The organism is Sporosarcina sp. AD_1 (assembly GCF_057373025.1).
Genome location: NZ_JBPVIR010000005.1, coordinates 175,844 through 202,302 on the forward strand (window position 1 = coordinate 175,844; position 26,459 = coordinate 202,302).

Sequence of the window (26,459 nt, forward strand, 5' to 3'; positions counted from 1 at the left end):
ATCCTCCAATCACTCATCATGACGAAGCATCCGGAACTGGATGACAGAAAAGATGAGAATGATGACAAACAATACGACTGACTGGGCGCCAGCCAATCCGAAATCAAAATCGCGGAATCCTGTTTTATAGATGAGATGCACGAGCGTCTCCGTGGCACTGCCCGGTCCTCCGCCCGTCATCATAATGATTTGGGTGAAAACTTGGAAGGAACCGATTGTGCTGAGAAGCACTAAATACAAAGTCGTTGGTTTCAATAAAGGGATCGTTATGTGGATCCATTGTTTGAACTTGCTTGCTCCATCCATTCTCGCCGCTTCATAGAGAGATTGGGAGATGGACCCCATGGATGCCAAGTACATAATGATGCCGACCCCGAACGGGATGAGGCATTGCATGATGATCAGCGCCCAGAGAGCAGTGTTTGATTGGCCCAGCCAGTTGACCGGACCGACACCAAACCATCCAAGTACATAGTTGAACAGACCAAAATCGTAATTGTACATCCATCTCCAGACCATTGCGATGATGACCATAGAAGTAACCGTCGGCAAATAAAATGCGGATCGGAATAGACTTTGAGATAGTTTGCCCAGTTCAAAGATAAGCGTCGAAAGAACGAGTGCACTGATCACACCGAATGGCACGGTGACGACTGTAAACAAGAGTGTATTTTTCAGTGCAATCCAAAACGCATCACTTTGGAAGACTTCTATGTAATTCTCGAGTCCGATAAACTCGCTGCCGAACACTTTATACTTTTGGAACGAAAGAATAAAAGCCCAAACGACTGGAATGGCAACAAAGAGGGTGAATAAAATGAGCTTTGGCAACAAGAAAAGGTAAGCACTATAGTTTTTCTTCATTTGCCGGAAGAGGTTTTTGTTCGGTTTTCTGAACAGCTTCATCTTTTCTTCTTTTTTCTTGGGCACAGCACCCATCGGCATTTGCGTCATGAAGACTCCGCCTCCTTAAAGATGAAGCAGGCGTACGCGATGCATAGCCTGCTTGCTTGATCACTTTATAATTTTGTCGACTGCTTTTTTAGCGTCAGCCATCGCCTGTTCAGCGGTTTTTTCACCATTGAACACCAGTTGCAATTCATTTTGAATCGCTTCGTCAATTTTTCTCCACTCCGGATGGCGCGGCAGCATGACGACTTGATCGGACATTTCCATTGCTCTTGTCATCTGCGGGTTATCCTTGAACGGATCCATTTCCGCAGCACTTACCCGAGCCGGGAAGATGCCGTAATTCTGAGCCATGTGATATTGCTCATCCGCAGTTGAAATGAATTTCATGAAATCCGCTACAGCTGCGCGTTTATTTGCATCATCCTGATGCAACATAACCCAGCCGCCTACGCCGCCGATTGTCACAGGATCCTTCGCGTCGCCTGTCGGATAATTGGCTACCGCAAAGTTAGTCGGGTACGCGCCTTGTGCAGCGCCGATCGCCCATGTTGCCCACGGCTCCATTGCGACAGTCCGCTGCTCTTCATTCGCCCAAGCTTGGAATGTTCCACCGACATCATTGCCGCCAAGTGTTTCCGGAGCAACTTTTTGCTTTAATTTCAAATCAGCCAAATCTTGAATCGCCTTCACGACTTCCGGTGAATCGAAAGTGAATTCGGTCATATCTTCGTTCAACGGTGAGCCGCCATTTTTATAGAAGAACGGCCATGCTTCATAATAGCCAGGCAGGATATACGTCGAGAATCCGTATACATCCATCTTGCCGTCCCCATCCCGGTCAAATGTCAATTTCTCTGCAGCCTGAAGGAATTCATCATACGTCCAATTGCCGTCTTTCGGTGGTTCCACGCCTGCTTCCTCAAACAGATCCAAGTTCAACAACATCGAGTGCAACGTAATACTATTCGGAATTCCGTATAGCTTCCCATCATACGTATAGGCATCCAATGCATTTTCATAGAAATCCTCTTTTTCTTTCTTATCCAAGTAGTTATCCATCGATTCGATGACGCCTTGTTCGATATGATCAATGCTCACCGCGCTGCCGCTAATGTCGACTGGCGCGATGTCCGGCCAGGCCTTCCCGGCAATTGCCACGCCGAGCTTATCGCCCATCTCAGCCCATGGAACTTGAACAAGTTCGATTTCCACACCTTCATGCAGTTCCTCATACTCTTTAATTTTCGCTTCAAGCCAGTGGAATTTATTTTCCTCTTCATCCGGCCATCTCGGTCCATCCCAAATTGTAATTTTCCCCTTGAATTCGTCCGCGTTGCCTGCTTCCTTCTTGTCATTGCATCCAGCTAGAACAGATGCAGCAAGGCCCAAGGAAGCTGCTGCAAGAGCAGACTTCTTTAACATCTTTTTCATTCAATTAACCCCCCGATGTTTGATCAATCAACATTTCCCTTTTTAATAAGCGATTTTCCCCATGACCGTCTGCCGTTTTGCTCCTGTAGCGGATGGTAAGGAATTCGGCAATCGCTGAAACCCTAGGTAGCCAAGAAGCGCAAAGACGAATGCTTCCTTCGCGTCCGGGTCAATTCCCACTTCGGCAGAGGTCATGACCTCCAGTCCTTCCGGCAAAAGATCCTTTAAGAAGGTTAGCAAAGTTTTATTATGCACCCCTCCCCCACTGACGATGACTGTCTTCAACCGGTATTTTTCATGGTGCCGGGTAATTTCGTCAGCCAGTGAATAAGCAGTCAACATGGTAACTGTCGCGATTTTATCCGCATCCGCAATGCCCTGTTGTTCCATTTCCTTCCACACGTATTCTGCATAGGCAGCTCCAAACAATTCCCGGCCCGTGCTTTTTGGCGACTGCGCCGAAAAATAGGGTTCCGAGAGAAGTTGTTGAAGGAAAGGCTTATTGACATTTCCTTTTTCCGCAATTTCTCCGTTGGCATCATAGCTCATCGCACCGGCAGTATGCTTCGATATGAACGAATCGATGACCATATTTCCTGGTCCTGTATCATACGCGATTACATCCAGTCCTGAATCCTCGGTAGGCAGCACCGTAATATTCGTGATGCCCCCGATGTTAACAAGCACCCGGCCTTCCGTAACAGATTGGAATAAGTAGTGATCCGCGAAAGGAACGAGCGGTGCACCTTGGCCTCCCGCCGCCATATCCCGGGTTCGGAAGTCACCGATGACTGGAATGCCGGTACGCTCTGCCAAAACGGCAATATCCCCGATTTGCATCGTATTCGGATGTGTAAAAGGCGCATCGCCATCCACAAACGGTTCATGCCAAATCGTCTGGCCGTGTGAACTGATCAAATCAATCGATTCCTTCTGGATAACCGAATCATGCAATGCCTTTTCAAGCAACCTGGCATACAGATCACCTAAGTACATGTTCATAGCAGAAACACGGTTCAAAGGTGCCTTCGCATCCATCAACCGGAGCAGTTCCTGCCTGAGCTCCTCCGGATAAGGGACTGTCACAAACTTTTTCACGTCGAAATGTAGACGGTCAGGCTGCATGGAGAAATCGACAATTGCCAAATCGAGACCATCTAAAGAAGTACCTGACATCATTCCACACACTCGCACAATCGCATCGCCCTCCTCCCAATCTAGTAATGAAAGCGCTTTCCACCATTTTACTTGTTGTGAAATTAAATTTCAACAGTAAATTCTAAATTTAAAAATTTATTTCAAGATAATGAAACAGGCAATTGCCCTTTGAATTGTACACTTCCGACTAATCCAGCCGCCACGACTTCAAATGCCGTTCTTGTAAACTCATAGGTACAGATCATGCGATTTGCCCCTTCGAAGAGCGAAAGATCATATGGAGAACGGATGGCGACGATATCTACAGGTTTTCCCGACGCGATCAACATCTCCACAAGCCGTTGCTGACTATCATGCTGGATGGCATTCAATGTGAGCACGACAATATGGTCATAGTCTGTTGCCATCCGTCCAACTTGCTCCAGCTGGCCATCCAATTGCTCAGCCTTCAGTTCTACATCGGTTACGTTTTCATGCACCTTTCGCATTTCCTCCGCCATCGTCACTGTAGCGTAACGTTTATCTTCCACCATCGTTGCATATTCGTTTGCAGGGTACACAAGAAGAACCCGCTCCCCAGGTTGAATCGTTTTTCCGAGCGCTCCCACTTCGGTAATTCCTTGTTCATAAATCTTTTGCATTGCCATCTTATGCGAACCGGAACCGACAAACTCCGGAACAACCTCATTTTCCGCTTCATCCCATGAAGCATAACGGCGAATGAGCTTCTCGATCCTTTCAATTGAATCGTCCACTTGTTGTTCTGAAATCTCCCCGTTTTCAACGGCATCTTTCAATGCGAGAATTGCTTCTTTTTGCAAATGGTACAAATGGGACACCATAACAAAATCGACTCCCGCCTGAACAGCTTTAACACAGCCCTGCACAGTGCCAATCCCTTTTGCGATTGCATCCATTTCCATACAATCGGTTGTGATGACACCTTGGAACCCAAGCTCCTCCCGCAGCAAGCCGGTAATAATAGGACGGGATAACGTGGCAGGCGTATTCGCTTCGCTTTCCAAAGCCGGAAAATAAACATGGGCGCTCATAACTGCATCGGCACCTGCTTGAATGCAGCGTTTGAACGGAACGAGTTCCACTTCATGCAACCGTTTCAAATCATGAGATATGACAGGCAGATCGAGATGGGAATCAACATTTGTATCCCCATGGCCTGGAAAATGCTTTAACGTCGTCATGACACCCGCACTCTGCATGCCAACCATCGCCTGTTCGGCCATCTCTGCAACTTGATTCGGATTTTCACCGAAAGAACGTACGCCGATGACCGGATTTTTCGGATTATTGTTCACATCCACAACAGGAGCCAAGTTCCAATTGATGCCGAGCGCTTTTAATTCTTTCCCTGTCATAGAGCCTGCTTTTCTCGCATTCTCGGAGTCTTGCGTCGCGCCTAACAGCATAGCTCCCGGAATAATGGTCGTTCCTTCGCCCAATCTGCGTACGACGCCATTCTCTTGATCGATGCAGATCAACAGCGGTACCGAATAGCCCGCTTTTTTCGCTTCTGCCTGCAAACCGCTTGTCAAACGGGCAATCTCTTCCGGCGTTCCGATATTTCGGCCGAATAAGATAATACCGCCTATATGGTAGTCATGTATCAGGCTTTTAATCTCCTCGGACACCGTTATTCCTTTAAATCCGGCGATCATTAATCGGCCGACTTTTTTCTCTACACTCATCTATTTTCCCCCTCACACCGGAAACCCCGGGATCATTCCTTCTTTTCGTACATGAAGCCCTCTTGAATTTTTCAATGTCTGTGCATACGTCGCTCGGGCAAGGCAGCCTCGCACAGTTCCGAGCGCTTTGTAGTAATCATAGTAGCGGAAGCTCGAAGAATTCATCACAAAATCATAGCAGGAAATCGCTTCTAAATAAGCTTCGAAAGATTCGCTCACGTCTACGTAAATGTCCGGTTCATATCCCTCCATGTCTTCCCAGTTCTCACTGTGAAACACCCGCTTTAATCCATGAGGCGGCAGTCCGTCCAGCTCAAACCCAGGAAGGGCGGCCTTTAACCACGCATCTTGTACGATCCGCTGGCAAAGCGCATGGTCGGGATGCATGCTGTTCTCCCAATGGGTAATGACAAACTCAGGCTTCTCCCGCCGAAAGATGGCCGCCACTTCCTTACAAATCTCTTCATTGAAGGTAAGTTCCGCATCACGATGGGAAAGTGTAATGCTGCTGCCTCCTAGAATGGCAGCCGCCTGTTCCGCTTCTCTTATTTTCTGGTCACGGTAGACATTCACATCCATGTGGGCCGGCGCTCCTTTTTCTCCTGCCGTCAAATGCAGAAACGTAACATTCCAGCCTGCTTTGGCGTATTTATGAGCAATCGCTCCTGCCTGCAGTTCTCCATCTCCACAATGGGCTCCGACAATCATCATTCGCATGCAGATTCCCCCTCCTCTTGTAATTGGGCGGCTATCAAGTTATGTAATCGCGGACGGAGCCGGATCATATGAGGATGCCTGCCGAAATAAACACGGTTCGTCAGGAGCATTACCGTCAGTTCCCTTTTAGGATCAATATAAAAGCTTGTTCCTGTAAAACCGGTATGCCCATACGTTTCGGATGACAGCAAATCGCCTGCCGGGCTCGCACCGTCCCCTTTCAATTGCCAACCGATCCCTCTGCTCTCTTCAGAGAATGGTGTATAGTTTCGGCGGGACAGTTCCAGCCAACCCCTGTCGATAATTCGGCGCCCGCCATATTCACCGCCTGCTTCAAGCATCTGGGTAAACACGGCCAAATCGTTCATCGTTGAGAACAGTCCCGCGTGTCCGCTGATGCCCCCCATGAATTCCGTATTGTCATCATGGACTATGCCATACTTATGATCGTTCAAGTGGTCCATGAACTCAGTCGGTGCATAGCGCCCGCGTTCATATTGAGGTAAATAACCGGTATCATTCATGGCAAGCGGCCGGAAAATATGCGTTTTAGCATAGTCATCAATCCGCTGGCCGGACAGCTGCTCGATCAGCTCCATCAGAACAATGAAGCCAAGGTCACTATAGACGACTGCCGTATCGGGCTTATACGCTAATTTCTCTTGATAGATGGAAGCCAGGACTTCATCCTTCGTCATCTTTTCTTCAAAATAATGCTTGTGGGCAGGCAAACCGGAAGAATGAGTCAGCAACTGCTTTACCGTGACCTGGTCTTTTCCGTTAACTCCGAAAGCAGGAAGGAAGGTGGATACTTTATCATGTAAATACAGTTCACCTGATGCGAACAATTGCAGCATGGCGGGCAATGTGACCATGACCTTCGTCAGCGAGGCCATATCAAAGACATGCCGGCTCGACATCCTTGTCTTTCCTTGCTCCACACTGTTATAACCGAGCGCTTGATCGAGTAGTATTTTGCCTTGATGCCGGACTCTGATGACTGCACCCGGCGTCACGCCGGCATCAATCTCTCTCTGCAGGAAATACAACACTTTTTCCAGAACAGACACCTCCTGATTCCAGTTGTTTGGACATCGTTTGATATTGCTTCCACGGCGTGAATCCCAATTTTTCATAGAATGCGACAAGCTGCGTCCAATCGATGACAATTGAATCAACGCCCCGTTTCATCAGCTCGTTGGCCCCCGCTTTCACAATATCAAGGCCAAATCCTTGCCCCCGTAAAGAGCGGTCAATGCCTAACGGGCCTATGCCCCCTAATTCTCCTTGAATCAGTTTTCGCCAATATGTATTCGGACCGATTTGTGGGGAAGCCCAGTCATTCATTCGACAAAAGCCCTGCAACTGATCGTTTACGAACAGACCGATGAACTCACGGCCCGTTCCGTTCAGCAGCACATAGTTCTTCGTCTCTTCGTGCCACCGTCCCGGGAACGAACGCTCCAAAAATATTAGCAGCTGCGTCAAGTCTTTTTCCGTTAGCAATCGGAAGTGCTGCTGCTCATTTTGAAGTTCGTACGGCTTCCAGCCTTTCACGTGTGAAATCAAATCCGTTTCTACTGTTTCACACACGTATCCCAACTTCTTAAACCAATCTATAGTATCTGTATCCTCAGCCGGAACCCCTGGGAAGTAATGACGCATATCCCGACCTAGCCGGATATCTGTTATCCCTTGTTTGCGAAATTCTTCTTCTGCGCACTCTAAGAGTCGCTTGCCGATTCCCCTTTGTCTGGCATTCTCGTCTACAAGCAAACATTGGATCCAGCCCATCTTTTGCATTGCCATTTCGTTATGTTCCACTGGCCGTTTGGCGATAATGAATCCGAGCAATTCCTGCCCATCAAAGACGGCCAAAGATGCTTCTCGCAAAACGCTCCTGTCATCGATCGTATTTTGCTCCCACAATTCATTTGTCATCGGAAAGCGTTCTCCAATTGCTCGATTCCATAACGAAATGATCTTTTCAGGTTTGACTTCGTCGATATACAACATCTTCACGGCCTCCCTTCTCTGTTCAGCTCGTTTGTTATCTTCGACACAAATCCGTTTTCCGGTTTTATTTGCATCTCAGACAGCCCTGCAAGTACCGCACCTCCTGCTGGCGGGACTTGTGTAGAATGCAAGGTCACAGAAGGCAAACGCTGGCCAGCTAATTCGATCATTATGTTTCTGCATAGTTCAGAACCTGTAAAAACACCGCCCGACAGTATAATAGTCGTTGCATGCTCTTCATCAAATAATTGCCTCCTGCAAGCCGCTATGCTCTCTATCATCTTTTCGCACGCCGCCTCAATGATTTCCTTTGCGATGTTATCCCCCACCATCGCCTCCTCCACAACATAACGGGACAGCGGCGCAATGACGGAGCGGGGATGCTCCTCGCCATAAATGACACTAATTACATCAGGAACGGATACAACCGAAAAATGACGGAGCACTCGATCGCTGAGCGATGTGGACGGACCTCTTCCGTCATGTGCTTTGAAAATATTGCGCAACGCTTCATTCCCTAAATGAAAACCACTGCCTTCGTCGTCAAATAGATAGCCCCAACCTCCAGAACGCGCTGTCTCGCCGCGATCATTAATGCCAAACGTAATGGCTCCTGTACCGGCAATCTGGACAATCCCCACTTTCCCAAGCGTTCCCGAGTAGAGCGCATTAAAAGCGTCATTCCGGACTACGATGGATGCGCCGTCCGGAAGCAAACCTCGTAGCAGGCGGGCCACCTCTTCATCTTTGCCGCTTTCCCCGACGCCCGCCAGCCCTGCGAAACAGCAGCTCACTTGTTCAAATACGCTCGAATTTTGGGAGGAGAGGGTTAGCAGCAAGTCGGTCATGACTGCTGCAAACTCCTTCCGATTCATCGTATTTGGATTGCTTCTGCCGGTCTTGGCGTACATATGCACACGGCCAGATTCGTCCGAAACGATGCCGGTCGTTTGCGTGCCGCCTCCATCAATTCCTATCACATACATATTCGTTACCGCCTTTTAATTCAATATCTAGTTTCCAATTCAATCCCTTGATAGAAATGCTTTAGAATGACTGTGAAATCATAGCCGGCTTCAGCCATTCCAACTGCACCAACTTGGGACATGCCCACGCCATGACCCCAGCCGCCTCCTTCCACTTTAAAGCCGGACACTTCATTTGTAGCCGGATCAAGGACCGGTTCAACGATGAATAAAGTGCTCAATAATACAGCAGGCTTGCCTTTTGCATCAATATATTGCAATGCCCAGCGGATGCGGTCCTTGTACTCGTAAAATGTTCCATTCTCGGTTACAAATTCGATTACGGCTGCACGGCCGGAACTGGACCGCTCTGTCACATTAATCTCCTGCACCTCGCCGACATCTGTGCTGAAATAACTGCTTAGCACGCTGCTGATTTCCTCAGCTGTCCACTCGAAGTTCCAACGATAATATTTGGACCAATCCGCTTCAAAGTCTCCTTTTTTCGCTTTTCTGAGTGACTCAGAGTTGCCCGTTTTCTTGTACACATCTAAGGCAGGAACATACTTTAGAGAGTTTCCTTTTTGCGCTACATGTGTCGCGCGCAGATAAGATGTCGCTTCGGAATTCCAGACATCCTCATTATTTGCCGTAAAGCCACCGCTTGTGGAATGGAATACTGCCGTAATCAGCTTGCCTTCATACGTCGCCACAATTCCTTTTGTGCCATCGACAGCTTCAGTCGAGATCGGATGTTCAGCACTATATCCCCCGTACACTTGGTCAGATGTTGTCGGCAACAAGTCATAGCCGTCCGCACTCCGTTTCCCCATATTAGATAAGGCGTACGTACGGGCAGCAACCGCCTGTGCCTTTTGCGCTTCGACTTCATTGTATGGAACCGGCGGCAATTCTCTCGGTACCACTCCATACAAATAGTGTTCGATATTCACTTCATTAATGCCTGCCAGCGTGCCCCCGCTATTGAATCCAACTTCCGCAATTCCTCGATAAGGGATGCCGTTAATCAAAACAATGCCGGAATCGGCTTGTAATTGAACGGGATGGCTTGTGTTTTTTTCCTCCGCACCCATCTTTGCGGTTAGCTGTCGTTCCCCATCAGCTGTCGTCACGATCTTCCAAAAAGCATCCGAGGCAGCCAGCCCCTTTGCCACAACTTCATCCTTAAAAGCAGTTCTTACACTGAACGAGGCATCTGTCGGAAATTCTCCTAAGTACAATCGGTATCCGCCATTATAATCCTCTAAATAAGTCGGATAACCCTCAGCATGAGCCCGCGCGAGCCAATCGTCCAAGTAGGCCTGGCTTGTCGTGAAAGCAACTTGCAGGCGGTAGTGGCTCTGAACTTGAGCTGCAGAACCTAACGTAACAGTCACTTCCTCACTGTTTCCGCTAAAGAGGATTTCCCCCGTCCCTTTATCCAGCACATTAAACGGACCATCCGCCTTCAGTTTGATGGACTGAGCTTCCGGAACGACTCCGATTCGGATCATCGGCTCCGTCTCCTGAGCAAACGATGTGGTGGCATACCCATAGAGCAAGAAAGCGCTTACAATCAGACATGTAAAAACAACCTGTTTCCATTTTCTCAACCTGTTCATCCTCCCTATCCGTTAAATTGTTACTATGTTTAGAGATTCGACTTTAGATTGAAATTCCCTTTCAATTTATTAAAATACTTCCGAAAATATTTTTCAACAAGCTGAGCGATAAATGAAAAATTGCTTCCTTTTCTCTTAATAAGCTTGATAGAACAAGTGCACAAGGGTGAAAAGTTCCTTGAAAATAAAAAAAAACAGCCGCCGGATCTTATTGTCCAGTCAGCCGTTCGTTTTCTCTTTTCAACGCTTCTGCCCGCAACTCGCCGCTTGTTTTCTTGCGCCTGTTCACTTTCAACTGATGCTGTTGAAGTAATGCTTGAATATCTAGATTAGGTAACATTCGATTCCCTCCAATTTGTTTCTTCCCTCTATCCTATGTTGTGAAAAAAGAAAGGATACAAATTCTAAATATGTTCATCTAATCTAAATATATCCACAAGTCTAAATAGAGCGTGATAGCATTTACATAAAATATTCGTAGTGAATTGTAATGTATTTGTAATGTTTATGCCGCTATCCTGTAAACTCTTGATAGTAAGATGGAGAACGTAATCAGCTCACGTAAATAAAAAAAGCGAAAATCCATATCGAGCAGTGGTAGATAGGGGAATTACATGAAGAAAGTTGCTTTGTCTGTACTTTTAGCAGGTTCATTGGCATTTGGCCTAGCGGCAAATGACGCTGAAGCAAGCACACATAAAGTGAAGCAAGGAGAATCCTTATGGACTATCTCACAATCGACCAATGTATCTGTAGCAAATCTTAAAAAATGGAATAACTTGAAATCGGATCAAATCAAACCGAATCAAGTACTTATTACTTCTAAACAATCAACTAGCGCATCCGCAGCAAAGACCGGCACCTACAAAACGAAACATAATGTCAATATCCGTTCAGGAGCAGGCACAAATTATAAAATTGTAACACTCGCCAAACAAGGCACTTCTGTGAAAGTCATCGGTGAAAAGAAGGTTGGCAAGGAAGTTTGGTACAAAGTAAGTGTCAACGGCAAAAATGGCTGGGCTCTTAGCACATTGCTGACAAAAGGAGCCGTGGCTTCTAAAGCTTCTTCCTCCAATGTCGCTTTTTCCGATCGAGTTATAGACCAGGCGATGTCACTTCGCGGCATTCCATACCGTTTTGGCGGCACAACCGTCAACGGCTTCGACTGCAGTGGCTTTGTCCAATACGCCTTCAAAAAATCCGGAAAATTGGTCCCTCGAGACACACTTGGCCAATTCGCTGCTTCCACAAAGGTATCGAATCCAAAGCCAGGCGATCTCGTATTTTTCCAAAATACATATCGAAAAGGCATTTCCCATGTAGGTATCTATCTCGGAAACAACAAATTCATCCATGCTGGCGGCAAGAAGTCACAAGTGACCAGCTTAAGCGACCGTTACTGGAAATCTAAGTTTCACAGCTTTAAAAGACTATAAAAAAAACGTCGATGCGCATATGCATCGACGTTTTCTTATTCATCGCACAATAGCAGCATATCCTCCCTGCACGAGCTGAAATCCACTATAATCCGGACGCGCATATCGCCAATGATGCAAAAAGACGGTCGTGCGCAAGCGGCCAATCTTGATCAATTCATCCTTTTGTTCATCATCCAGATCAAATTGGGTGGCACTATAGTGATCTACTGGAATAAAAATAATGTCCTTCTCATGCTTTCTCGAAATATATTGATCGTCGTGAGCATTTTTCATCGTGGAAAACAGTGCTTCGAACAGATTCAGCGCATTATCGATCCGGTTACGGGACAGTTCATCTTTCCGGTGGCTCAGTTTCATTCCAACAACCGGCCGTTCCCGGTTCCCTTCTTTGTCATCAAATAGCCAGAGGGGGAAATTGCTTAACACGCCGCCATCCACGACAATCGTATCCCCTGTCGGCACCTTCAACCTCACTGGTTCAAAGAAAAACGGGATGCCGCAGCTCATTCGAAGAGCTTTGGCGACCGAAAATGTTTCAGGCTCGATGCCGTAATGAACGAGGTCATCCGGCAAGACGATCATTTTGCCGTTCGTCAAGTCTGAAGCGACCAATTTCAGCGATCCTGGGGGTATATCAGAAAATGTATAGATTCCTTTCAAGGACAATTTGTCAAAAAACCAATTCTCCAGTTCCTTCCCTTGATACAATCCCATGCGCCAATATAAATTTATCCATTTCATGAAAGGAATCGGCAAAATCGCTTTGCGCGGATCCAGCAGCGTCTGCAAATCCTCTTCATGCAGCATGGTCTCGATTTCTCTTCCTGTATAACCAGCTGCAATGAAGGATGCAATAATCGCACCTGCACTCGTGCCTGCCAGACGTTTGAAGCGATACCCTTTCTCTTCCAGTACCTGATACGCACCAACAAGGGCAAATCCTTTCAATCCCCCGCCAGCAAATACCCCATCGATCTCCAAGTCATCCCTCCTATTGGTATAGGATAAGTTGAAAACTTGCGAAGTAGAACAGGTTGGAACAGGATTTCTTATTTCAAATATCTTCTTGCTCCCGCGTAGTTTGTTTTATAAGTGCCTGTATTCATAGAGACAATCTCCACTTTTTTGGATGAATTCGGAGCATGGATCATTTTGCCGCCACCGACATACATGCCAACGTGATAGACAGACCCTTTCCCTTTGTCACGTGCAAAAAATAGCAGATCCCCCGGCTTTAGATCGGCTCGTTTGACGGCCGTACCTTCCTTCGCTTGATCCGAAGAGTCGCGGGGAATTAAAATGCCATGATTTTTGTAAATGGAATAGGTTAGCCCGGAACAGTCAAACCCGTATGCAGAAACACCCGCCCATAAATAAGGCAGCCCGATATAGCGTTTTGCCGCATTTATGATATCCTGCCCGGTTGGTTGTGGCACAGTGTCATAATTATCATAGATCTTCACATCCGTTTTCCGGATATACTTCAATCCATCCCCTGGCGTCCCGACAATAACCCAATCTCCCTTTTCCTCTACAACCGGAAAAATTGTCGTGTAACTGACTTCCAAAAACGCATATTTCGGTGACAGCTTCGGCTGTTCATACAGGGTCGCAAGCTTCGCATCCACAATAGCGATCGAACAGTTGGAATCATACGAGTCAACAGACGTCACGTGACTTTTAGAAACCCACCCTTCGTAGCCTGATGGTTTCCCTGGCTTCTTTTGATCCTTTATGGCAATATAAAGCCAATCCCCTTTTGTTTTTAATACAGAAACTTCATCGCCATACAATGCCTGGGTATCCAGCCGGTCGATCAGTCCGTTCTTCTCAGCAACCGTCAAGCTCTTGGTCCACTTTTCCATCTGGGGCATTGGAACAACTGTGGTTGCATCGACGGATCGGGGATTGGAAGGGTGGCGCCAGACGTTCGCAACCGGAACGCTGATCGCATATCGCTTCTCAACTTTCACCGCGTCCTTGTTTTGTAAATCAGATCCTGTACTGCAAGGACTCAGCTGGAGCGGTTTTGCTGAGGCAGGATGAGTAATGAGTGATAGACAAAAGATGGATAATAACAATGCAAAAAGATTCCTAGACATATAGCCTGCTCCTTTCTACTCAATTACTTTTATAGTACTAGGCAGAAAAGAAAAAGCATAGATAAAAAAAGACGAAACGATATTCATACCGTTCCGTCTTTCTGAATTATTGATTGAGCCGTTGAATTTCTCGATAAATGCCGGAAGGAAGATCATCGGTATTGACGGACGACAAATATCCCTCGGCTTTCATCTTCCTCACAAACTTTTTCAGTTCGATTCTCATTTTAACGATTTCCATGTCCCTGTACTCAACATAAAACTCTGTACCGCTCCGCTCTAGTGCCATCCAATCACGCTCCTTTTCCGTTTGATTATATATAGTACTTTCTTCTCTCTCAGTGTCCCCGAAAATTGTGTCTATTATGCCTTGTAAAAAGAATATCATGAATGGTCCCCTAGTTGGAGATGAACAAATTGGGACATTTTTTTCAGAAACCGTCGATTTTTAGGCCTTTTTAAAATAAATTTCCCAACATTTCATGATATGATAATAGATACTTATATACTATGATAGATAAAGAGAGGGATCAGGGATGAGGATAGGACATGTGATTCGGGCCGAGCGCGTCCGGCAAGAAATGAAACAAGTCGTTCTGGCCAAAGGGATCTGTACGCCTTCCTACTTATCAAAAATCGAACGGAACCTGATTGACCCTAGCGAAGAAGTAGTCGAATTGCTCATGGATCGCCTAGGCATGGACCCAGGTAAATTCACACAACCCGCCCAAGATAAAACCGAGCAGGAATTTTTAAAAATGCTCAAAGACAGCTACCGGAATGTCATCACCAAGCGGGACAAAGACTACACACGCCAGCAGCTAGTCATGCTCCTTCAGGAAAACCCGATTTTTGAAGATCAATCGATTTATTATACTTATTTGCTTATTGTTTTGCGGTTTCGGTTGATATTGGGGGAGGACATGGAAGGTTGTAGAAGAGAGATTGAAGCTTCAGAAATATTCTTCCAACAGTTTAATGCATATCAACAACATCTGTTTACTTTGATCAAGGCTTTATATTATTACTCTATTGGTAACTTAAGAAAAGCAATAAGTTTTTTCCAGGAAGCAGCTAAAATTATGGAGAGCCTAGTTTTAGATGAGTGGGAAAAAAATGAATTCTATTACATGATTGGTGTCGCATACACCGCTGATATACGTATTTTTTATTCATTTGAATATGTAAAGAAAGCATTAGAATATTTTAGAGAAAATCTGTATATGAGAAGAGTTTTAGATTGTTACATTTTACTAGGAATCACCTATAAAAAAACTGATCAGTTTGAAGAAGCACTTGATTCTTATCATAAAGCAAGTCAGATTTGTGAGGAATTTAACTTTGATAATGAAAAAAGTTTGATTTATCACAATTTAGGTTCGTTGAATTCAGTTATGGGCAACAGTAAAGATGCTATTCAATTCTATGAAAAAAGCTTACAATATAAAGTAGGTATTGCAAATCCGCTAATTACAATTTATTGTCTAGTTGTGGAATTCTATAAGAATTCTAATAAAGACCTTATTGAAAAATGGACAAGAGAAGGTTTGGAACTTTACACCAGTCTCAACGATGAAAAGCTCAAGCCTTACTATTACCATTTATCCTTCCACCGTTCTTTGAACAGGAAAGAAGGATTAGACATAAATCTCGCTAAAGAAACTATCGAATACTTTATGAGTATTGAAGATTATAAAAATATACAAAAGTATTGCATAGCACTTGCAGAATGGCTCTATACTAATAGAAAATATAAACTAGCATCGATTTATTTCAGAGAAGCAAATCGATACGGTTATATTAATAGAAAAATTGACAATTGGGAGGACTTATAATGAAAAAGTTGATTATGATTTTAGGGTTGATCGTAGTCTTATCATTATCTATTTCAAATAATACCGCTTTTGCAATCGAAGACCAATTACCAAAGATCATGAAAACAACAAGCTACTCTGCACCAACACAATTACAATAACTCCCCCAAGGAGCTCCCCATTCGGGAGCTTCTTTTTTAATTCTTTCGCCTATTACAAGCGTATTACATTTTCCCATTTTCAGGTGGTTTGCGTTTCTCGCATTCTGCAGCGGGTATGTACGGAGTAGTACTTCGAAGCACAACACAACTTGAAGGAGGAATCTGATAATGGATGATAAACGTTTTATTGGAGTGTATCATAGCGAGTCAGCATTACTTGACAAAGTGGAAGAGTTGAAGGCGCAAGGGATTGCAGATGATAATATTTATGTGGTAGCTAAGAACGATACGGATCTTTCAATGTTGCGGTCTCGCACATCGGCAGATATTCAGACGACAGGTAATGAGTCGTGGCTTGATAAGTTTATGGATTTCATTACGGGCAAGGATCATGTCAACGGCATGCTTCACCATCTCGGTCTGAGCGACGCTGAAGCAGAACGATACTATCAAGATATTGAGAACGGCGGCTTGCTTCTCTACGTGGATCAGGGCGAGGCATCGATTTACTATGAGGAAAATGAAGCTTCGTTCGGGATGACGGATCTTGGCAGCGATCAAAACTTAGGTGCCAATGCTGTCAATGCCTATCAAAATATGGAGCTACGCAACGAGTATCAAGATAGCCTGCCTCTTAGCGAGCAGTACGTCAACGATGGCCAATATGGCCGTGTCGGCGGAGAAGCCGTTTTGGACCGGACTCCTTTAGACACGGACACTAATTATCCAACTGGATACGGCCGTGATGAAGAGCGGATGAAGTTGCGGGAAGAACGGCTTCAGGTTGACAAGTATCCTGAGGAAGCTGGCGAAGTGTCCCTGGGAAAAGACGTTGTGAGTGAAAAACAGTCCGTTGATGTCCCTGTTATGCGGGAAGAAGTGTACGTGGAGCGCCGTCCAGTGATGAATGGAGACGTTACGGATACTGATTTCACTATGTCTCAAGAGGAGGATTCGATCCGTATTCCTGTCACGGAAGAACGGCTGGAAGTGACGAAAAAACCGATAGTCACAGAAGAGATTGTCGTCGGCAAGCGTCAAGTGGATGACGTGGAAACCGTCAGCGATACCGTTAAACGGGAAGAAGCGCATCTTGAACAACAAGGCGATGTGGACATCACGGGCAATTATTATGGCAAGCGGAAGAACGATGACCTGTTAGATTAATAATGTAAGTGGGAGTCCTTTCGTACTGAGATAGAGACTGCAGACCAAACCTGACGTATTCAGGTTTGTCTGCAGTCTTTTTTTTGATTTCCAGCAGCTCGATAGGAAACAACCTTCGACAATTTTCCCTTGGATACTTCTTTTTCAGGATTCATCTCTTGTAAAATTATCTCCTTTTCCTGTTATTGAGAATGTACAATGATCTACTCATACAAACGCTAGTACTTCTAATTAACTAGATCATCCCCGCTCAATACTGACTCCACCTCGCAATTCTCACTTCCCTTCGACAAATTCTTTTTATTTTCTACATTCACAAATATGACATATTTACCTTGACGTTTGTATATTCTCACTTTACGATGGAATGAAACTATTCTCATAATCTACTATGAGTAATATAAAATGGAAAGGAATGGTTTCGTGACTGATTTGACTACGTTCACAAAGCAATTTTTAGAAGAAAATGAATCCTATTTCTCATCGGTAAGTGAATTTATTTTTCGACATCCTGAGACACGATTCGAGGAATATGAGTCTGCCCGCTATCTCGCTGAGCAATGTGAACAGCATGGCTTTACAGTGGAGCGCAATATCGCCGGAATTGAAACCGCTTTCGTAGCTACATATGGAGCTGGTGAACCGGTCATTGCATTTCTAGGAGAATTTGATGCGTTGTCCGGATTAAGTCAGGAACCGAATCTTGCCTCTCCCAAGCCTATTGACGGACCGAATGTCGGCCACGGCTGCGGGCATAACTTGCTCGGTACAGGAGCGTTTGCAGCTGCCTGCGCAGCGAAGGCTTATTTAGAAGCCAATAACTTGCCGGGTACCGTGAAATTTTTCGGATGTCCTGGAGAAGAAGGCGGGTCCGGCAAGACATTCATGGTGCGCGACGGTGCTTTTCAAGGAGTCGATGCGGCTTTAACATGGCATCCGTCACCGACTAACAGCATCATGAGTTTAAGTTCCCTAGCGAACTATCAGGTCTTCTTCCGATTCAAAGGGATTACCTCCCATGCCGCAAACTCCCCTCACTTAGGACGGAGCGCATTAGATGCTGTGGAACTCATGAATGTCGGGGTGCAATATTTACGGGAACATATCATTCCAGAGGCGCGAATACACTATGCCATCACAAATACAGGAGGCATCTCTCCGAATGTCGTGCAGGCAGACGCCGAAGTGCTTTATTTAGTCCGTGCACCGAAAGTGGATCAGGTCGATGCGATTTATAAGCGAGTCTGTAAAATTGCAGAAGGCGCTGCATTAATGACGGAAACGGAATTGACGATCGAATTTGACAAAGCGTGTTCCAATTACATACCGAATCGTGCGTTGGAACGGCTTTTGTATAACAGTCTCGTCGAAATTGGAGTCGAACCGCCGACAGATGAGGAAACCGCGTTTGCAAAGCAAATTTTTGATTCCATGACGGAAGGGGAACAGAAAGACTTCCTGAATGGCATGAGAGGATTTGGCTATGAAGGCGACGGCAGCGAGTTTGAAGGGAAATATATTTCGGATGTCATTTCCCCTTACGTCGAATCGGACGGTATTTTAGCGGGCTCGACGGACGTGTCGGATGTCAGCTGGGTTGTTCCGACAGCTCAACTTTCCACGTCAACATCTGCGCTCGGCACACCGCTCCATACGTGGCAGATGACGAGTCAAGGCCTGTCATCCAACGCCCATAAAGGAATGTTCCGTGCAGCTGGCTCGATGGCATTGACCGGCATCAAATTGCTTGCAGATCCGGGGCAATTGGATGCTGTTAAGGACGAGTTCAAAGCTTTCTCACAGAAACACCCATACACATGTCCGATTCCAAAGGACGTGCGGCCATCTCCACTTCAGAAGGCCTGAAGGTAAACTATCACTATTGAATCGAGGGGAAGTAAATGGAAACTACGAAAAAACAAGGATTTTTCAGTAAAATTCTGAATGGCATTGAAAAAGTAGGGAATAAGCTCCCGGATCCATTCATCTTGTTCAGCATTTTGGCAGTATCTGTAATTATCGCTTCTTGGATTTTCAGTTTGTTCAACGCATCTGTCATTCATCCGGGAACCGGAGAGACACTCGCCATCAAGAACTTAGCTTCTGGCGAGGGGCTGCAATACATCCTTACTTCCATGGTGACGAACTTCACCGGTTTTGCTCCCCTCGGCATCGTTCTAGCAATGATGCTTGGTATTGGGTTAACAGAAAAAGTGGGAATGCTTGATTATGCAATTAAGAAAACAATTATGAAATCCCCTCCTGCGATGCTAACGTATTCTGTTGCGTTCGTTGGGATTATGGGGAACTTGGCTTCCGATGCTGCGATGTTATTAATTCCGCCATTGGCTGCCATGGTGTTCTACCGTGTCGGACGGCATCCGCTTGCGGGCCTTGCAGTAGGCTATGCTTCTTCAGGAGCCGGATTCACTGCGAACTTGTTCATTGTCGGTACCGATACGCTGCTTTCAGGCATCTCGACGGAAGCGGCAAGAATTGTGGATGACTCTATTACTGTCCACCCAACAGATAACTGGTTTTTTAACATTGTTTCCGTTTTTGTCTTAACATTTCTTGCTGGTTTCATTACATCCCGTTTTATCGAACCGCGGCTTGGAAAATATAAAGGCGATAGTGTGGAGATGGATGTCGAAGAGGAAGATCCGAAAGCAGGCAAAGGGTTCAGAAATGCTGTCATTGCCGGTCTTCTCTATATTACCGTACTCGTTGTAGCCATTGCTTGGCCGGACAGCCCGCTGCGCGGTGAAGATGGCAAATTGGTTCCATCACCATTCATTTCAGGAATTGTACCGATTATTTTATTCTTGTTTTTATCTGTCGGGATTACGTATGGTGTCACTGTCGGAAAAATTAAAAGCGGGAAAGACGTTGCAGGTTATATGGCAGAAGCCATGAAGGACATGGCTGGCTATATCGTGCTCATCTTTGCGATTTCTCAGTTTATTGCTTACTTCAATTGGTCTAATATTGGCACATGGATCGCAGTTAACGGTGCTGAATTCTTGACGGAAATTAACTTTACAGGAATGGGATTGATCATCGGGTACATCATTTTCACAGCGCTGATGAATTTCCTCATCACGTCTGGTTCTGCAAAATGGGCACTTGAAGCACCAATTTTCGTTCCGATGTTCATGCAGCTGAATTACCATCCGGCCTTTACGCAGGTTGCATACCGGATTGCCGATTCTTCCACGAATATCATTACACCGCTCATGCCGTACATGCCTGTAGTTCTGTCGTTCATGCAGAAGTATGATAAGAAAGCCGGTATCGGAACATTGATTTCCTTAATGATTCCTTACTCGATTAGCTTCCTTGTCGTGTGGATCATTTTGATACTGATTTTCTTCTATGCAGGCATCCCATTTGGGCCAGGTGTAACACCGTTTTTGAATTAATAAAGGATGAGGTGAATCGTGCGTGGATACAGAATTAAAAGAACAGCTCGTGGCATGGCGGCGGGATTTTCACCGCTATCCTGAGCAAGGCTTCCTGGAGATTCGGACGGCTTCCATCGTCGCCGGAGAACTGGATCGCCTCGGCTATACGCTGAAAACCGGGCTTGATGTGATGGATCCTGATCAAATGATGGGAAGGCCAGATGAACAGGCTATTGAAAAGCAGTTGGAATGGGCTCGCCTACATGGCGCAAATTTGGAGTATCTTGACCGTTTTCAGGAAGGCTATACGGGCATCGTAGCAGAATGGGACACCGGAAAACCAGGTCCCGTTACAACATTCCGAGTCGATATGGATGCCCTTCCCATTGTGGAAAGTGATGATGCAGGCCATGTTCCACAGCAGCATGGTTTCAGATCCACAGTCCATGGCTCCATGCACGCTTGTGGCCATGACGCCCACACTTCGATCGGCCTTGGACTCGCCGTCCTGATTGCGGAAACGGCCGAATCCTTTATCGGCAAAATCCAGATTATCTTTCAGCCCGCTGAAGAAGGTACACGCGGCGCGAAGTCGATGACAGCAGCTGGCGTGGTTGATGGTACGGATTATTTCATCGCCTCCCACGTCGGTACAGGCGTCCCCCGCCGGCATGTTGTGGCAGCTTCAAACGGATTCATGGCGACCACGAAGATGAACGTCACCTTCCGGGGAACGGCAGCCCATGCCGGTGCCATGCCGGAAGAAGGTCAAAACGCCCTCCTGGCAGCTGCAAACGCCGCCTTAAACTTGCATGCCATTTCCCGGCATTCCGGCGGAGCGTCACGCGTCAATGTCGGCGAGCTGCATGCCGGAAGCGGGCGCAACATCGTGGCTGACCGGGCGAAGATGAAAATTGAAACACGCGGAGAAACATCTGAAGTGAATCTTTATGTCCGTGAACAGGCGGAAGCCATTATCAAAGGGGCTGCCGCCATGTACGGTGTCTCGTGCGACCTGGATATCGTCGGTGAGGCCATCAGCTGTAAGTGCTCACTGGAACTGGCAGATATAATTGCTGAGTGTGCAGCCCCTTCCCCATTTGTGGAACAGGTCATCTTGGAAGATAATGCTTCCGCTGGTTCAGAGGATGCAACATACTTCATGCAGCGCGTAAAAGAACGCGGCGGCCTAGCGACATATTGCATTTTTGGCACAGAACTTGCGGCCGGTCACCATAATGAAAAGTTTGATATTGATGAAGAATCGATGTTTGCCGGAGTCGACGTCTTGTACCGTGTTGCTCAACGATTGAATGCCTTGAAATAAGGGTGCCCCCATTCCTTTTGGAAATGGGGGTATTTTTTATTTTTCAGATCGCTACCTTCCTTAATGAATCTGAACGGTCCATTCGAATCGGAGAGAATTGATCACAGACGGCTGGCTGCAAGTTATACGGGGGTAAAAAATTAAGTGGTGCGACATAAGAGGATTACATTTCATTACTAGCCTTGGAATTAATCGCCTGTTGCATAACCTAAAAAAAGATATCGGCAGCGGATCAAGCATCGCCCCCCTTCCCATCCAAAGAATCTTCCAGCTCTTTTCGACAAACGCACACCCACTTATCTCTTAAGATAATGTCCTGCTGAAAGATGTAACCGTTCCTACAATAATAGGTACGGCATTCACCGCTCCACTTCTTCCCCATCGTTTGCCGCCCGTTTTAAGCTGTTTTCAAAGCTTTCCTATACTGGTTTAGTCGATTGACTGCTGTCTCATCTTAAAACTTTATTTGACAAATGACGCAGCTGACGTAATTTCCCTGCCCATTCCTGGTAGCTTGCTCCTTGATGGCAGTAATATTTTTATAGCTTTTTCACAAAGAAGGACTTAAGGAGTAGTTAAGGGTTTGAAAAGGAAGGGATAGATAGCAAGACTAGGAACCGACTACTAATTTGAGGTTTTATTACCAATAAATAATCTTTAAATACCTATTGAGCTAGCAGCTTGGCGCTCCGATAATACTATTGGAGGCGATAAATTTGAAACGTATACCAGTCATTTTCTCTGCTATATTGCTAACCTTAGTTTTATTTTTTCATCACCCTCACTTATCCGAGGCAACTTCATTTTCTGCACCTAAGTCCTATGAACTGATAAAAAATTCTCTCTTGACCGGACAGACTACCGGCCGTTTTGAGACGAACGAACTGACGTATAAGCAAGTAGGAGACCTCATACATACGGTAGTGACGGAAACTCCGGCTATCCAATACTATGAAGGTGCCTCGATTCGCTCTGATGGACAAATACAATATAAATATTCCGTCCCTGTCGATACAGTGGGTGCCAACCAAAAGTCCATGCAGGCAGAAGTCGACCGCGTGCTCCAATCGATCATTAAACCGGGAAGCTCCGACTTGGAAAAAGTCAAAGCCATTCATGACTATTTGATATTACATGTTGCCTATGACTATGAAAACTTGAAGAATAACAGTCTGCCGCCTGATACCTATACAGCTTATGGGGCACTTGTGAAAAAAAGTGCAGTTTGTGAAGGTTATACAAAAGCTGCGCAATTGCTATTGGATCGGCTAGGCATCGAGAATCGATTTGTTGTCGGTTCCGCAGGCGGCGAACTCCATTCATGGAATGCTGTCAACCTAAACGGCAACTGGTATATGATGGACATCACCTGGGACGATCCTGTTCCGGACAAGCCGGGCTATGTTCAATATACGTATTTCCTCGTCACATCCGAACAACTGCGGAAAGACCATACGTGGAAAGAAGACGAGTATCCTGCCGCTACGAGCACAACGTACGGTTACTTCCATGATTTCGGACAAACCGTTGCAGTAGGAGATACTTTTTATTTCAGCAATCAAGCCGATGAAAATAAACTATATAAAATCAATAAAGATGGTACCGGACGCCAGCGTGTCGGGAATGTCCGCGCTCCTTACTTTGCCATATACGGCTCGACCATCTACTTAAGCAACTACATGGATAGCGGCTACTTATACAAGATGGGATTGGACGGCAGCGGATTGACCCGGATGAATACGGTCCATTCCACGGCCATTCAAAATGATGGCAATCTCCTCTCCTATCGGAACGAGAAAACAGGCAAGCAAGAAATCATTACATTGAAAAAAGAAGTCCAGCCTGTTGTCCCGTATGGTGAAACAGTAACCGCAGCGAAAATGTGGACAGTCACATTCAATACGAAAATTGACCCGGCCTCGGCAACGAATAGCAATGTGTTCGTCACATCAGCCGAAGGAAAAACAGTGCCTGTTAAAGTATCTGTGCATCCGACAGATCCTACAAAACTGCTCGTCTACCCGCCTACCGGAAACTACGAGCGAAACCAAAACTATGTATTAACGATTGAGAAGGTAAAAACCCCAACAGGAAAAATTCAATTTAACCGGGCCACCCACCCGTTCTATGTACAATGAACCACACGCACGCACGATGCCTTCGTGCGTGTTTTTTAATTCTCAGCAGGAAACTAGTTTTCAACTGCGGCAAGGAGGGTATTTCCGCAATACAACGAATTTCAAGGAGGCACCATCATGAAAAAAATATTCATTGGAAGTTTTCCGACCCAAGAACGATTAATTTCAAAGATAAAAGAATTGCAGCGAAAAGGTGTGAAAGAGGATGATATGTACATCGTCATGAAAGATGACCTGGCTGTCGCCGAATTAAAAAGCCGCACCTCCCAAGATATCCATGGCACCCCCTCTTCCTTTTTCAACCGCTTTCTCGGATTCATGGCCGGTGAAGATAACGTCCGCAGCATGCTGAAAGATGCCGGCTTCACCGACGAGGAGGCCAAAATCTATTACAATGCGGTACAAGACGGCGCCATTCTTCTCTACATCGACGGTCAAATCGACAAAGAAATCCTACTTGACCAAGTCGCAGACGAGAGCCGTTATGGAGGATATGATCCGCTGACGTTCGAAGAAGTGCATCGGGAAGAACGAAACTTGTAGTGCGTACATCGGAAACTGCAGCTTTAATACAGGCCGCTCGTTAATGGAAACGAGCGGTTTTTGTAATTAATTATGTGACCGCGGTGAATCAACACATCAGGACTGTAGTTACTAGCGGTCTCCTGAATTACGCTAGAAAATACGAGCGGTCTTCTAGTTTAATCGAGCGGTTCGACAACAGATACGAGAGGTCTCCTCGCATAATCGAGCGGTTACATACAGATACGAGTGGTTCGACAACAGATACGAGTGGTTCGACAACAGATACGAGTGGTCAGCTGGATTAATCGAGCGGTTCGAAAAAGATAGGATAGGTCTTTGCAAAATGGAGGTCTTTGAAGCCGTTTCGGACACACTCCTATCCGATGGCTATAAGCTATAAGCATTGCGATTAATCGAGCACTTCTTCGACATAACGAGCACTTCTAAGAGCAGCATTACCTTATTCATCAGCCCCCAAATCAAAAACAGGCCTTCAGAGCTTGACTCGACTCTGAGGAACCTGTTTTGTTAATCAATCACTTATTTTTCTTCATGAATTTGTGTACTTGGGATTCGACTTTATCGACATGATCATCCGTCAGTTCTTTTTCGGGATGTGGATGGAACCAGTCGATTTCACCCTCATGGTAGATGCCTTGGTAGTCGTTTCCTTCAATCGTTGTTTTGAATTGATGTCTCTCATGAATTTGGCCTTCAAACATTGGCTTCACTTCGAAGTCTTTCATTTAATCCACGCTCCTTCTTCAGTGTCTTTATCTTTTAGTCATACCCCGTGAATTACTAAATACTCGCCAATCAGCGATTTACATTAAATTACCAACACACCGTTATACTCGTTTCAATACTTTTCTGGCGCCGAGGAAAAGCCAGGTGCTGATGACGAATGGCATGGTCAGGGCGGAGAGTCCGTATGGCAAGAGCCATGTATCGACACTGGCGATGAGCGGGACGGTTAAAAAAGCTGCAAGCATGGCGGATACTGGTGCAAGCGGGTGGTCTCCCTCTTTAAATACAATGCCCACTGCGATGACCGCCAATATGGCATTGTAGCCATACAACCCCAGATCGATCAATGTATGTTCCGCTTCAAGCAAAAAGGCGCCTGCCACAGCGACTACGTTTCCAGCTATGGCGTAAAGACCGATTCGCCATCCTGCCCAAAACAGACCGGCAAATAGCAGGACGCCGGCAAGAACCCCTTGTAGGAAAAACACTTGCCCAATGCCGCTGAAAAAGGCGTCCAGCCAGTTAATTGAACCGGCTACTTCCAATTGCCAATGGGATAAGTCTTGCGGCACAGCGTTTTTGGTGACGCGGAACGTATTTAACCGGTAGGAAGCCAGAATGAGAATCCAAGTGAGCAGGATGAACGGAAATGTTAAGACGGGGAGACCGACATTTTTGAATAAATTCATCATGGCGGCTGTAAATATGGCAGCGATTAAAGCACCGAATAATGCGATTCCCCAGCTGAACGGACCGGTGAGAAGTATTGTTAGGGAGAGGCCGGTCAGTACAGAGTTATATCCAAACAATCCTTGTTGGACCTCTTTCCGATCTCCTCCGCCAAAATAGCCGATCACAGTCCCGATGGCCGATGACAAAAAAGCAATAATGCCGAGCTCTATAGAAGTCGTTAAAATAGCTGCCAAAAACAGCAGTCCCGTCACCCAATTTTCAATCAGAATCACTTGAGAAATCCCATGTAAGATGGCGATCCAAAATGAAAATGGACGATCTTCTTCACTTGTCGTTCCCATTTTTTTCTTTCGCATATTCTCTTTCATTTATCTATCCCACTCCCTAAATCAAACCACATGTCCTATAGCTT

The 26,459-nt window shown here is 45.9% G+C and carries 25 protein-coding genes; 10 read left to right on the forward strand and 15 right to left on the reverse strand.

Annotated elements, in window-relative coordinates; genetic code table 11:
- Positions 1-9: 9 nt before the first annotated feature.
- The 10 genes from ACSW3C_RS11445 to ACSW3C_RS11490 all read right to left on the reverse strand — a co-directional run bounded on the left by ACSW3C_RS11445 (position 10) and on the right by ACSW3C_RS11490 (position 10,867).
- A complete protein-coding gene (locus ACSW3C_RS11445; RefSeq protein ID WP_486562730.1) occupies positions 10-954 on the reverse strand; it encodes a carbohydrate ABC transporter permease in 945 nt (314 codons plus the stop codon).
- A 60-nt stretch (positions 955-1,014) separates the two neighbouring features.
- The gene (locus tag ACSW3C_RS11450; protein WP_486562731.1) at positions 1,015-2,343 is read right to left on the reverse strand and encodes an extracellular solute-binding protein; all 1,329 of its coding nucleotides are present in this window, start codon (positions 2,341-2,343) and stop codon (positions 1,015-1,017) included.
- A gap of 42 nt (positions 2,344-2,385) precedes the next feature.
- Positions 2,386-3,537: an anhydro-N-acetylmuramic acid kinase gene (locus ACSW3C_RS11455; protein ID WP_486562732.1), complete on the reverse strand. Its 1,152-nt coding sequence runs from the start codon at positions 3,535-3,537 to the stop codon at positions 2,386-2,388.
- Between the two features lie 104 nt (positions 3,538-3,641).
- Positions 3,642-5,207, reverse strand: a complete 1,566-nt coding sequence (gene nagZ, locus ACSW3C_RS11460) for a beta-N-acetylhexosaminidase (protein ID WP_486562733.1) — start codon at positions 5,205-5,207, stop codon at positions 3,642-3,644.
- Positions 5,208-5,219: 12 nt separating this feature from the next.
- On the reverse strand, positions 5,220-5,924 hold the full coding sequence (locus ACSW3C_RS11465) for a PIG-L deacetylase family protein (RefSeq protein WP_486562734.1): 705 nt from the start codon (positions 5,922-5,924) through the stop codon (positions 5,220-5,222).
- The gene (locus ACSW3C_RS11470) at positions 5,915-6,994 is read right to left on the reverse strand and encodes a serine hydrolase domain-containing protein (RefSeq protein ID WP_486562735.1); all 1,080 of its coding nucleotides are present in this window, start codon (positions 6,992-6,994) and stop codon (positions 5,915-5,917) included. The genes ACSW3C_RS11465 and ACSW3C_RS11470 overlap by 10 nt, the downstream gene beginning before the upstream one ends.
- Positions 6,948-7,940 (reverse strand): GNAT family N-acetyltransferase, encoded by a 993-nt coding sequence (locus tag ACSW3C_RS11475; RefSeq protein ID WP_486562736.1) that lies wholly within the window; start codon positions 7,938-7,940, stop codon positions 6,948-6,950. The genes ACSW3C_RS11470 and ACSW3C_RS11475 overlap by 47 nt, the downstream gene beginning before the upstream one ends.
- Before the next feature lie 2 nt (positions 7,941-7,942).
- Positions 7,943-8,926, reverse strand: a complete 984-nt coding sequence (locus ACSW3C_RS11480) for an N-acetylglucosamine kinase (protein WP_486562737.1) — start codon at positions 8,924-8,926, stop codon at positions 7,943-7,945.
- A 20-nt stretch (positions 8,927-8,946) separates the two neighbouring features.
- On the reverse strand, positions 8,947-10,518 hold the full coding sequence (locus tag ACSW3C_RS11485; RefSeq protein WP_486562738.1) for a SpoIID/LytB domain-containing protein: 1,572 nt from the start codon (positions 10,516-10,518) through the stop codon (positions 8,947-8,949).
- Positions 10,519-10,735: 217 nt separating this feature from the next.
- Complete coding sequence (locus ACSW3C_RS11490) at positions 10,736-10,867, reverse strand: hypothetical protein (RefSeq protein WP_269135917.1); 132 nt, start codon at positions 10,865-10,867, stop codon at positions 10,736-10,738.
- 274 nt (positions 10,868-11,141) lie between these two features.
- Between ACSW3C_RS11490 and ACSW3C_RS11495 the strand changes: the two genes are divergently transcribed.
- The gene (locus ACSW3C_RS11495; RefSeq protein WP_486562739.1) at positions 11,142-11,966 is read left to right on the forward strand and encodes a C40 family peptidase; all 825 of its coding nucleotides are present in this window, start codon (positions 11,142-11,144) and stop codon (positions 11,964-11,966) included.
- A gap of 39 nt (positions 11,967-12,005) precedes the next feature.
- Here ACSW3C_RS11495 and ACSW3C_RS11500 read toward each other — a convergent pair whose 3' ends face one another.
- From ACSW3C_RS11500 to ACSW3C_RS11510, 3 genes are all read right to left on the reverse strand, one after another.
- Positions 12,006-12,950: a patatin-like phospholipase family protein gene (locus tag ACSW3C_RS11500; protein ID WP_486562740.1), complete on the reverse strand. Its 945-nt coding sequence runs from the start codon at positions 12,948-12,950 to the stop codon at positions 12,006-12,008.
- Between the two features lie 68 nt (positions 12,951-13,018).
- Positions 13,019-14,071 (reverse strand): C40 family peptidase, encoded by a 1,053-nt coding sequence (locus ACSW3C_RS11505; RefSeq protein ID WP_486562741.1) that lies wholly within the window; start codon positions 14,069-14,071, stop codon positions 13,019-13,021.
- Positions 14,072-14,177: 106 nt separating this feature from the next.
- Positions 14,178-14,360 (reverse strand): hypothetical protein, encoded by a 183-nt coding sequence (locus ACSW3C_RS11510; RefSeq protein ID WP_238080543.1) that lies wholly within the window; start codon positions 14,358-14,360, stop codon positions 14,178-14,180.
- A 247-nt stretch (positions 14,361-14,607) separates the two neighbouring features.
- Between ACSW3C_RS11510 and ACSW3C_RS11515 the strand changes: the two genes are divergently transcribed.
- The 9 genes from ACSW3C_RS11515 (at position 14,608) to ACSW3C_RS11555 (ending at position 24,912) form a co-directional block, all read left to right on the forward strand.
- Positions 14,608-15,906 carry a tetratricopeptide repeat protein gene (locus ACSW3C_RS11515; protein WP_486562742.1) on the forward strand — a complete coding sequence of 433 codons (1,299 nt, stop codon included), beginning with the start codon at positions 14,608-14,610 and terminating at the stop codon, positions 15,904-15,906.
- On the forward strand, positions 15,906-16,046 hold the full coding sequence (locus ACSW3C_RS11520; protein ID WP_486562743.1) for a hypothetical protein: 141 nt from the start codon (positions 15,906-15,908) through the stop codon (positions 16,044-16,046). Before ACSW3C_RS11515 ends, ACSW3C_RS11520 begins: the two co-directional genes overlap by 1 nt.
- A 168-nt stretch (positions 16,047-16,214) precedes the next feature.
- A complete protein-coding gene (locus ACSW3C_RS11525; RefSeq protein WP_486562744.1) occupies positions 16,215-17,213 on the forward strand; it encodes a YsnF/AvaK domain-containing protein in 999 nt (332 codons plus the stop codon).
- 405 nt (positions 17,214-17,618) lie between these two features.
- The gene (locus ACSW3C_RS11530) at positions 17,619-19,079 is read left to right on the forward strand and encodes a M20 family metallopeptidase (RefSeq protein ID WP_486562745.1); all 1,461 of its coding nucleotides are present in this window, start codon (positions 17,619-17,621) and stop codon (positions 19,077-19,079) included.
- Between the two features lie 35 nt (positions 19,080-19,114).
- Positions 19,115-20,635, forward strand: coding sequence for an AbgT family transporter (locus tag ACSW3C_RS11535; RefSeq protein WP_486562746.1), 1,521 nt, complete (start codon positions 19,115-19,117; stop codon positions 20,633-20,635).
- A gap of 22 nt (positions 20,636-20,657) precedes the next feature.
- Positions 20,658-21,944 carry an amidohydrolase gene (locus ACSW3C_RS11540; protein ID WP_486562747.1) on the forward strand — a complete coding sequence of 429 codons (1,287 nt, stop codon included), beginning with the start codon at positions 20,658-20,660 and terminating at the stop codon, positions 21,942-21,944.
- 716 nt (positions 21,945-22,660) lie between these two features.
- Positions 22,661-24,082, forward strand: a complete 1,422-nt coding sequence (locus ACSW3C_RS11545; protein WP_486562748.1) for a transglutaminase domain-containing protein — start codon at positions 22,661-22,663, stop codon at positions 24,080-24,082.
- Between the two features lie 117 nt (positions 24,083-24,199).
- Positions 24,200-24,625, forward strand: a complete 426-nt coding sequence (locus tag ACSW3C_RS11550; RefSeq protein ID WP_486562749.1) for a YflT domain-containing protein — start codon at positions 24,200-24,202, stop codon at positions 24,623-24,625.
- A gap of 83 nt (positions 24,626-24,708) precedes the next feature.
- The gene (locus ACSW3C_RS11555; RefSeq protein ID WP_486562750.1) at positions 24,709-24,912 is read left to right on the forward strand and encodes a hypothetical protein; all 204 of its coding nucleotides are present in this window, start codon (positions 24,709-24,711) and stop codon (positions 24,910-24,912) included.
- A 231-nt stretch (positions 24,913-25,143) separates the two neighbouring features.
- Here ACSW3C_RS11555 and ACSW3C_RS11560 read toward each other — a convergent pair whose 3' ends face one another.
- Positions 25,144-25,353, reverse strand: coding sequence for a DUF5342 family protein (locus ACSW3C_RS11560; RefSeq protein ID WP_486562751.1), 210 nt, complete (start codon positions 25,351-25,353; stop codon positions 25,144-25,146).
- 102 nt (positions 25,354-25,455) lie between these two features.
- Positions 25,456-26,415, reverse strand: a complete 960-nt coding sequence (locus tag ACSW3C_RS11565) for an urea transporter (RefSeq protein ID WP_486562752.1) — start codon at positions 26,413-26,415, stop codon at positions 25,456-25,458.
- Positions 26,416-26,459: the final 44 nt, after the last annotated feature.

Excerpts from the sequence above, each read along its gene's own strand:
- ACSW3C_RS11445 (WP_486562730.1), bottom strand. The coding sequence starts at position 954 with ATGACGCAAATGCCGATGGGTGCTGTGCCCAAGAAAAAAGAAGAAAAG.
- ACSW3C_RS11525 (WP_486562744.1), top strand. The coding sequence starts at position 16,215 with ATGGATGATAAACGTTTTATTGGAGTGTATCATAGCGAGTCAGCATTA.
- ACSW3C_RS11565 (WP_486562752.1), bottom strand. The coding sequence starts at position 26,415 with ATGAAAGAGAATATGCGAAAGAAAAAAATGGGAACGACAAGTGAAGAA.
- ACSW3C_RS11550 (WP_486562749.1), top strand. The coding sequence starts at position 24,200 with ATGAAAAAAATATTCATTGGAAGTTTTCCGACCCAAGAACGATTAATT.
- nagZ (WP_486562733.1), bottom strand. The coding sequence starts at position 5,207 with ATGAGTGTAGAGAAAAAAGTCGGCCGATTAATGATCGCCGGATTTAAA.
- ACSW3C_RS11515 (WP_486562742.1), top strand. The coding sequence starts at position 14,608 with ATGAGGATAGGACATGTGATTCGGGCCGAGCGCGTCCGGCAAGAAATG.
- ACSW3C_RS11510 (WP_238080543.1), bottom strand. The coding sequence starts at position 14,360 with ATGGCACTAGAGCGGAGCGGTACAGAGTTTTATGTTGAGTACAGGGAC.
- ACSW3C_RS11560 (WP_486562751.1), bottom strand. The coding sequence starts at position 25,353 with ATGAAAGACTTCGAAGTGAAGCCAATGTTTGAAGGCCAAATTCATGAG.
- ACSW3C_RS11535 (WP_486562746.1), top strand. The coding sequence starts at position 19,115 with ATGGAAACTACGAAAAAACAAGGATTTTTCAGTAAAATTCTGAATGGC.
- ACSW3C_RS11490 (WP_269135917.1), bottom strand. The coding sequence starts at position 10,867 with ATGTTACCTAATCTAGATATTCAAGCATTACTTCAACAGCATCAGTTG.
- ACSW3C_RS11450 (WP_486562731.1), bottom strand. The coding sequence starts at position 2,343 with ATGAAAAAGATGTTAAAGAAGTCTGCTCTTGCAGCAGCTTCCTTGGGC.
- ACSW3C_RS11530 (WP_486562745.1), top strand. The coding sequence starts at position 17,619 with ATGGAAAGGAATGGTTTCGTGACTGATTTGACTACGTTCACAAAGCAA.
- ACSW3C_RS11475 (WP_486562736.1), bottom strand. The coding sequence starts at position 7,940 with ATGTTGTATATCGACGAAGTCAAACCTGAAAAGATCATTTCGTTATGG.
- ACSW3C_RS11495 (WP_486562739.1), top strand. The coding sequence starts at position 11,142 with ATGAAGAAAGTTGCTTTGTCTGTACTTTTAGCAGGTTCATTGGCATTT.
- ACSW3C_RS11520 (WP_486562743.1), top strand. The coding sequence starts at position 15,906 with ATGAAAAAGTTGATTATGATTTTAGGGTTGATCGTAGTCTTATCATTA.
- ACSW3C_RS11505 (WP_486562741.1), bottom strand. The coding sequence starts at position 14,071 with ATGTCTAGGAATCTTTTTGCATTGTTATTATCCATCTTTTGTCTATCA.
- ACSW3C_RS11465 (WP_486562734.1), bottom strand. The coding sequence starts at position 5,924 with ATGCGAATGATGATTGTCGGAGCCCATTGTGGAGATGGAGAACTGCAG.
- ACSW3C_RS11480 (WP_486562737.1), bottom strand. The coding sequence starts at position 8,926 with ATGTATGTGATAGGAATTGATGGAGGCGGCACGCAAACGACCGGCATC.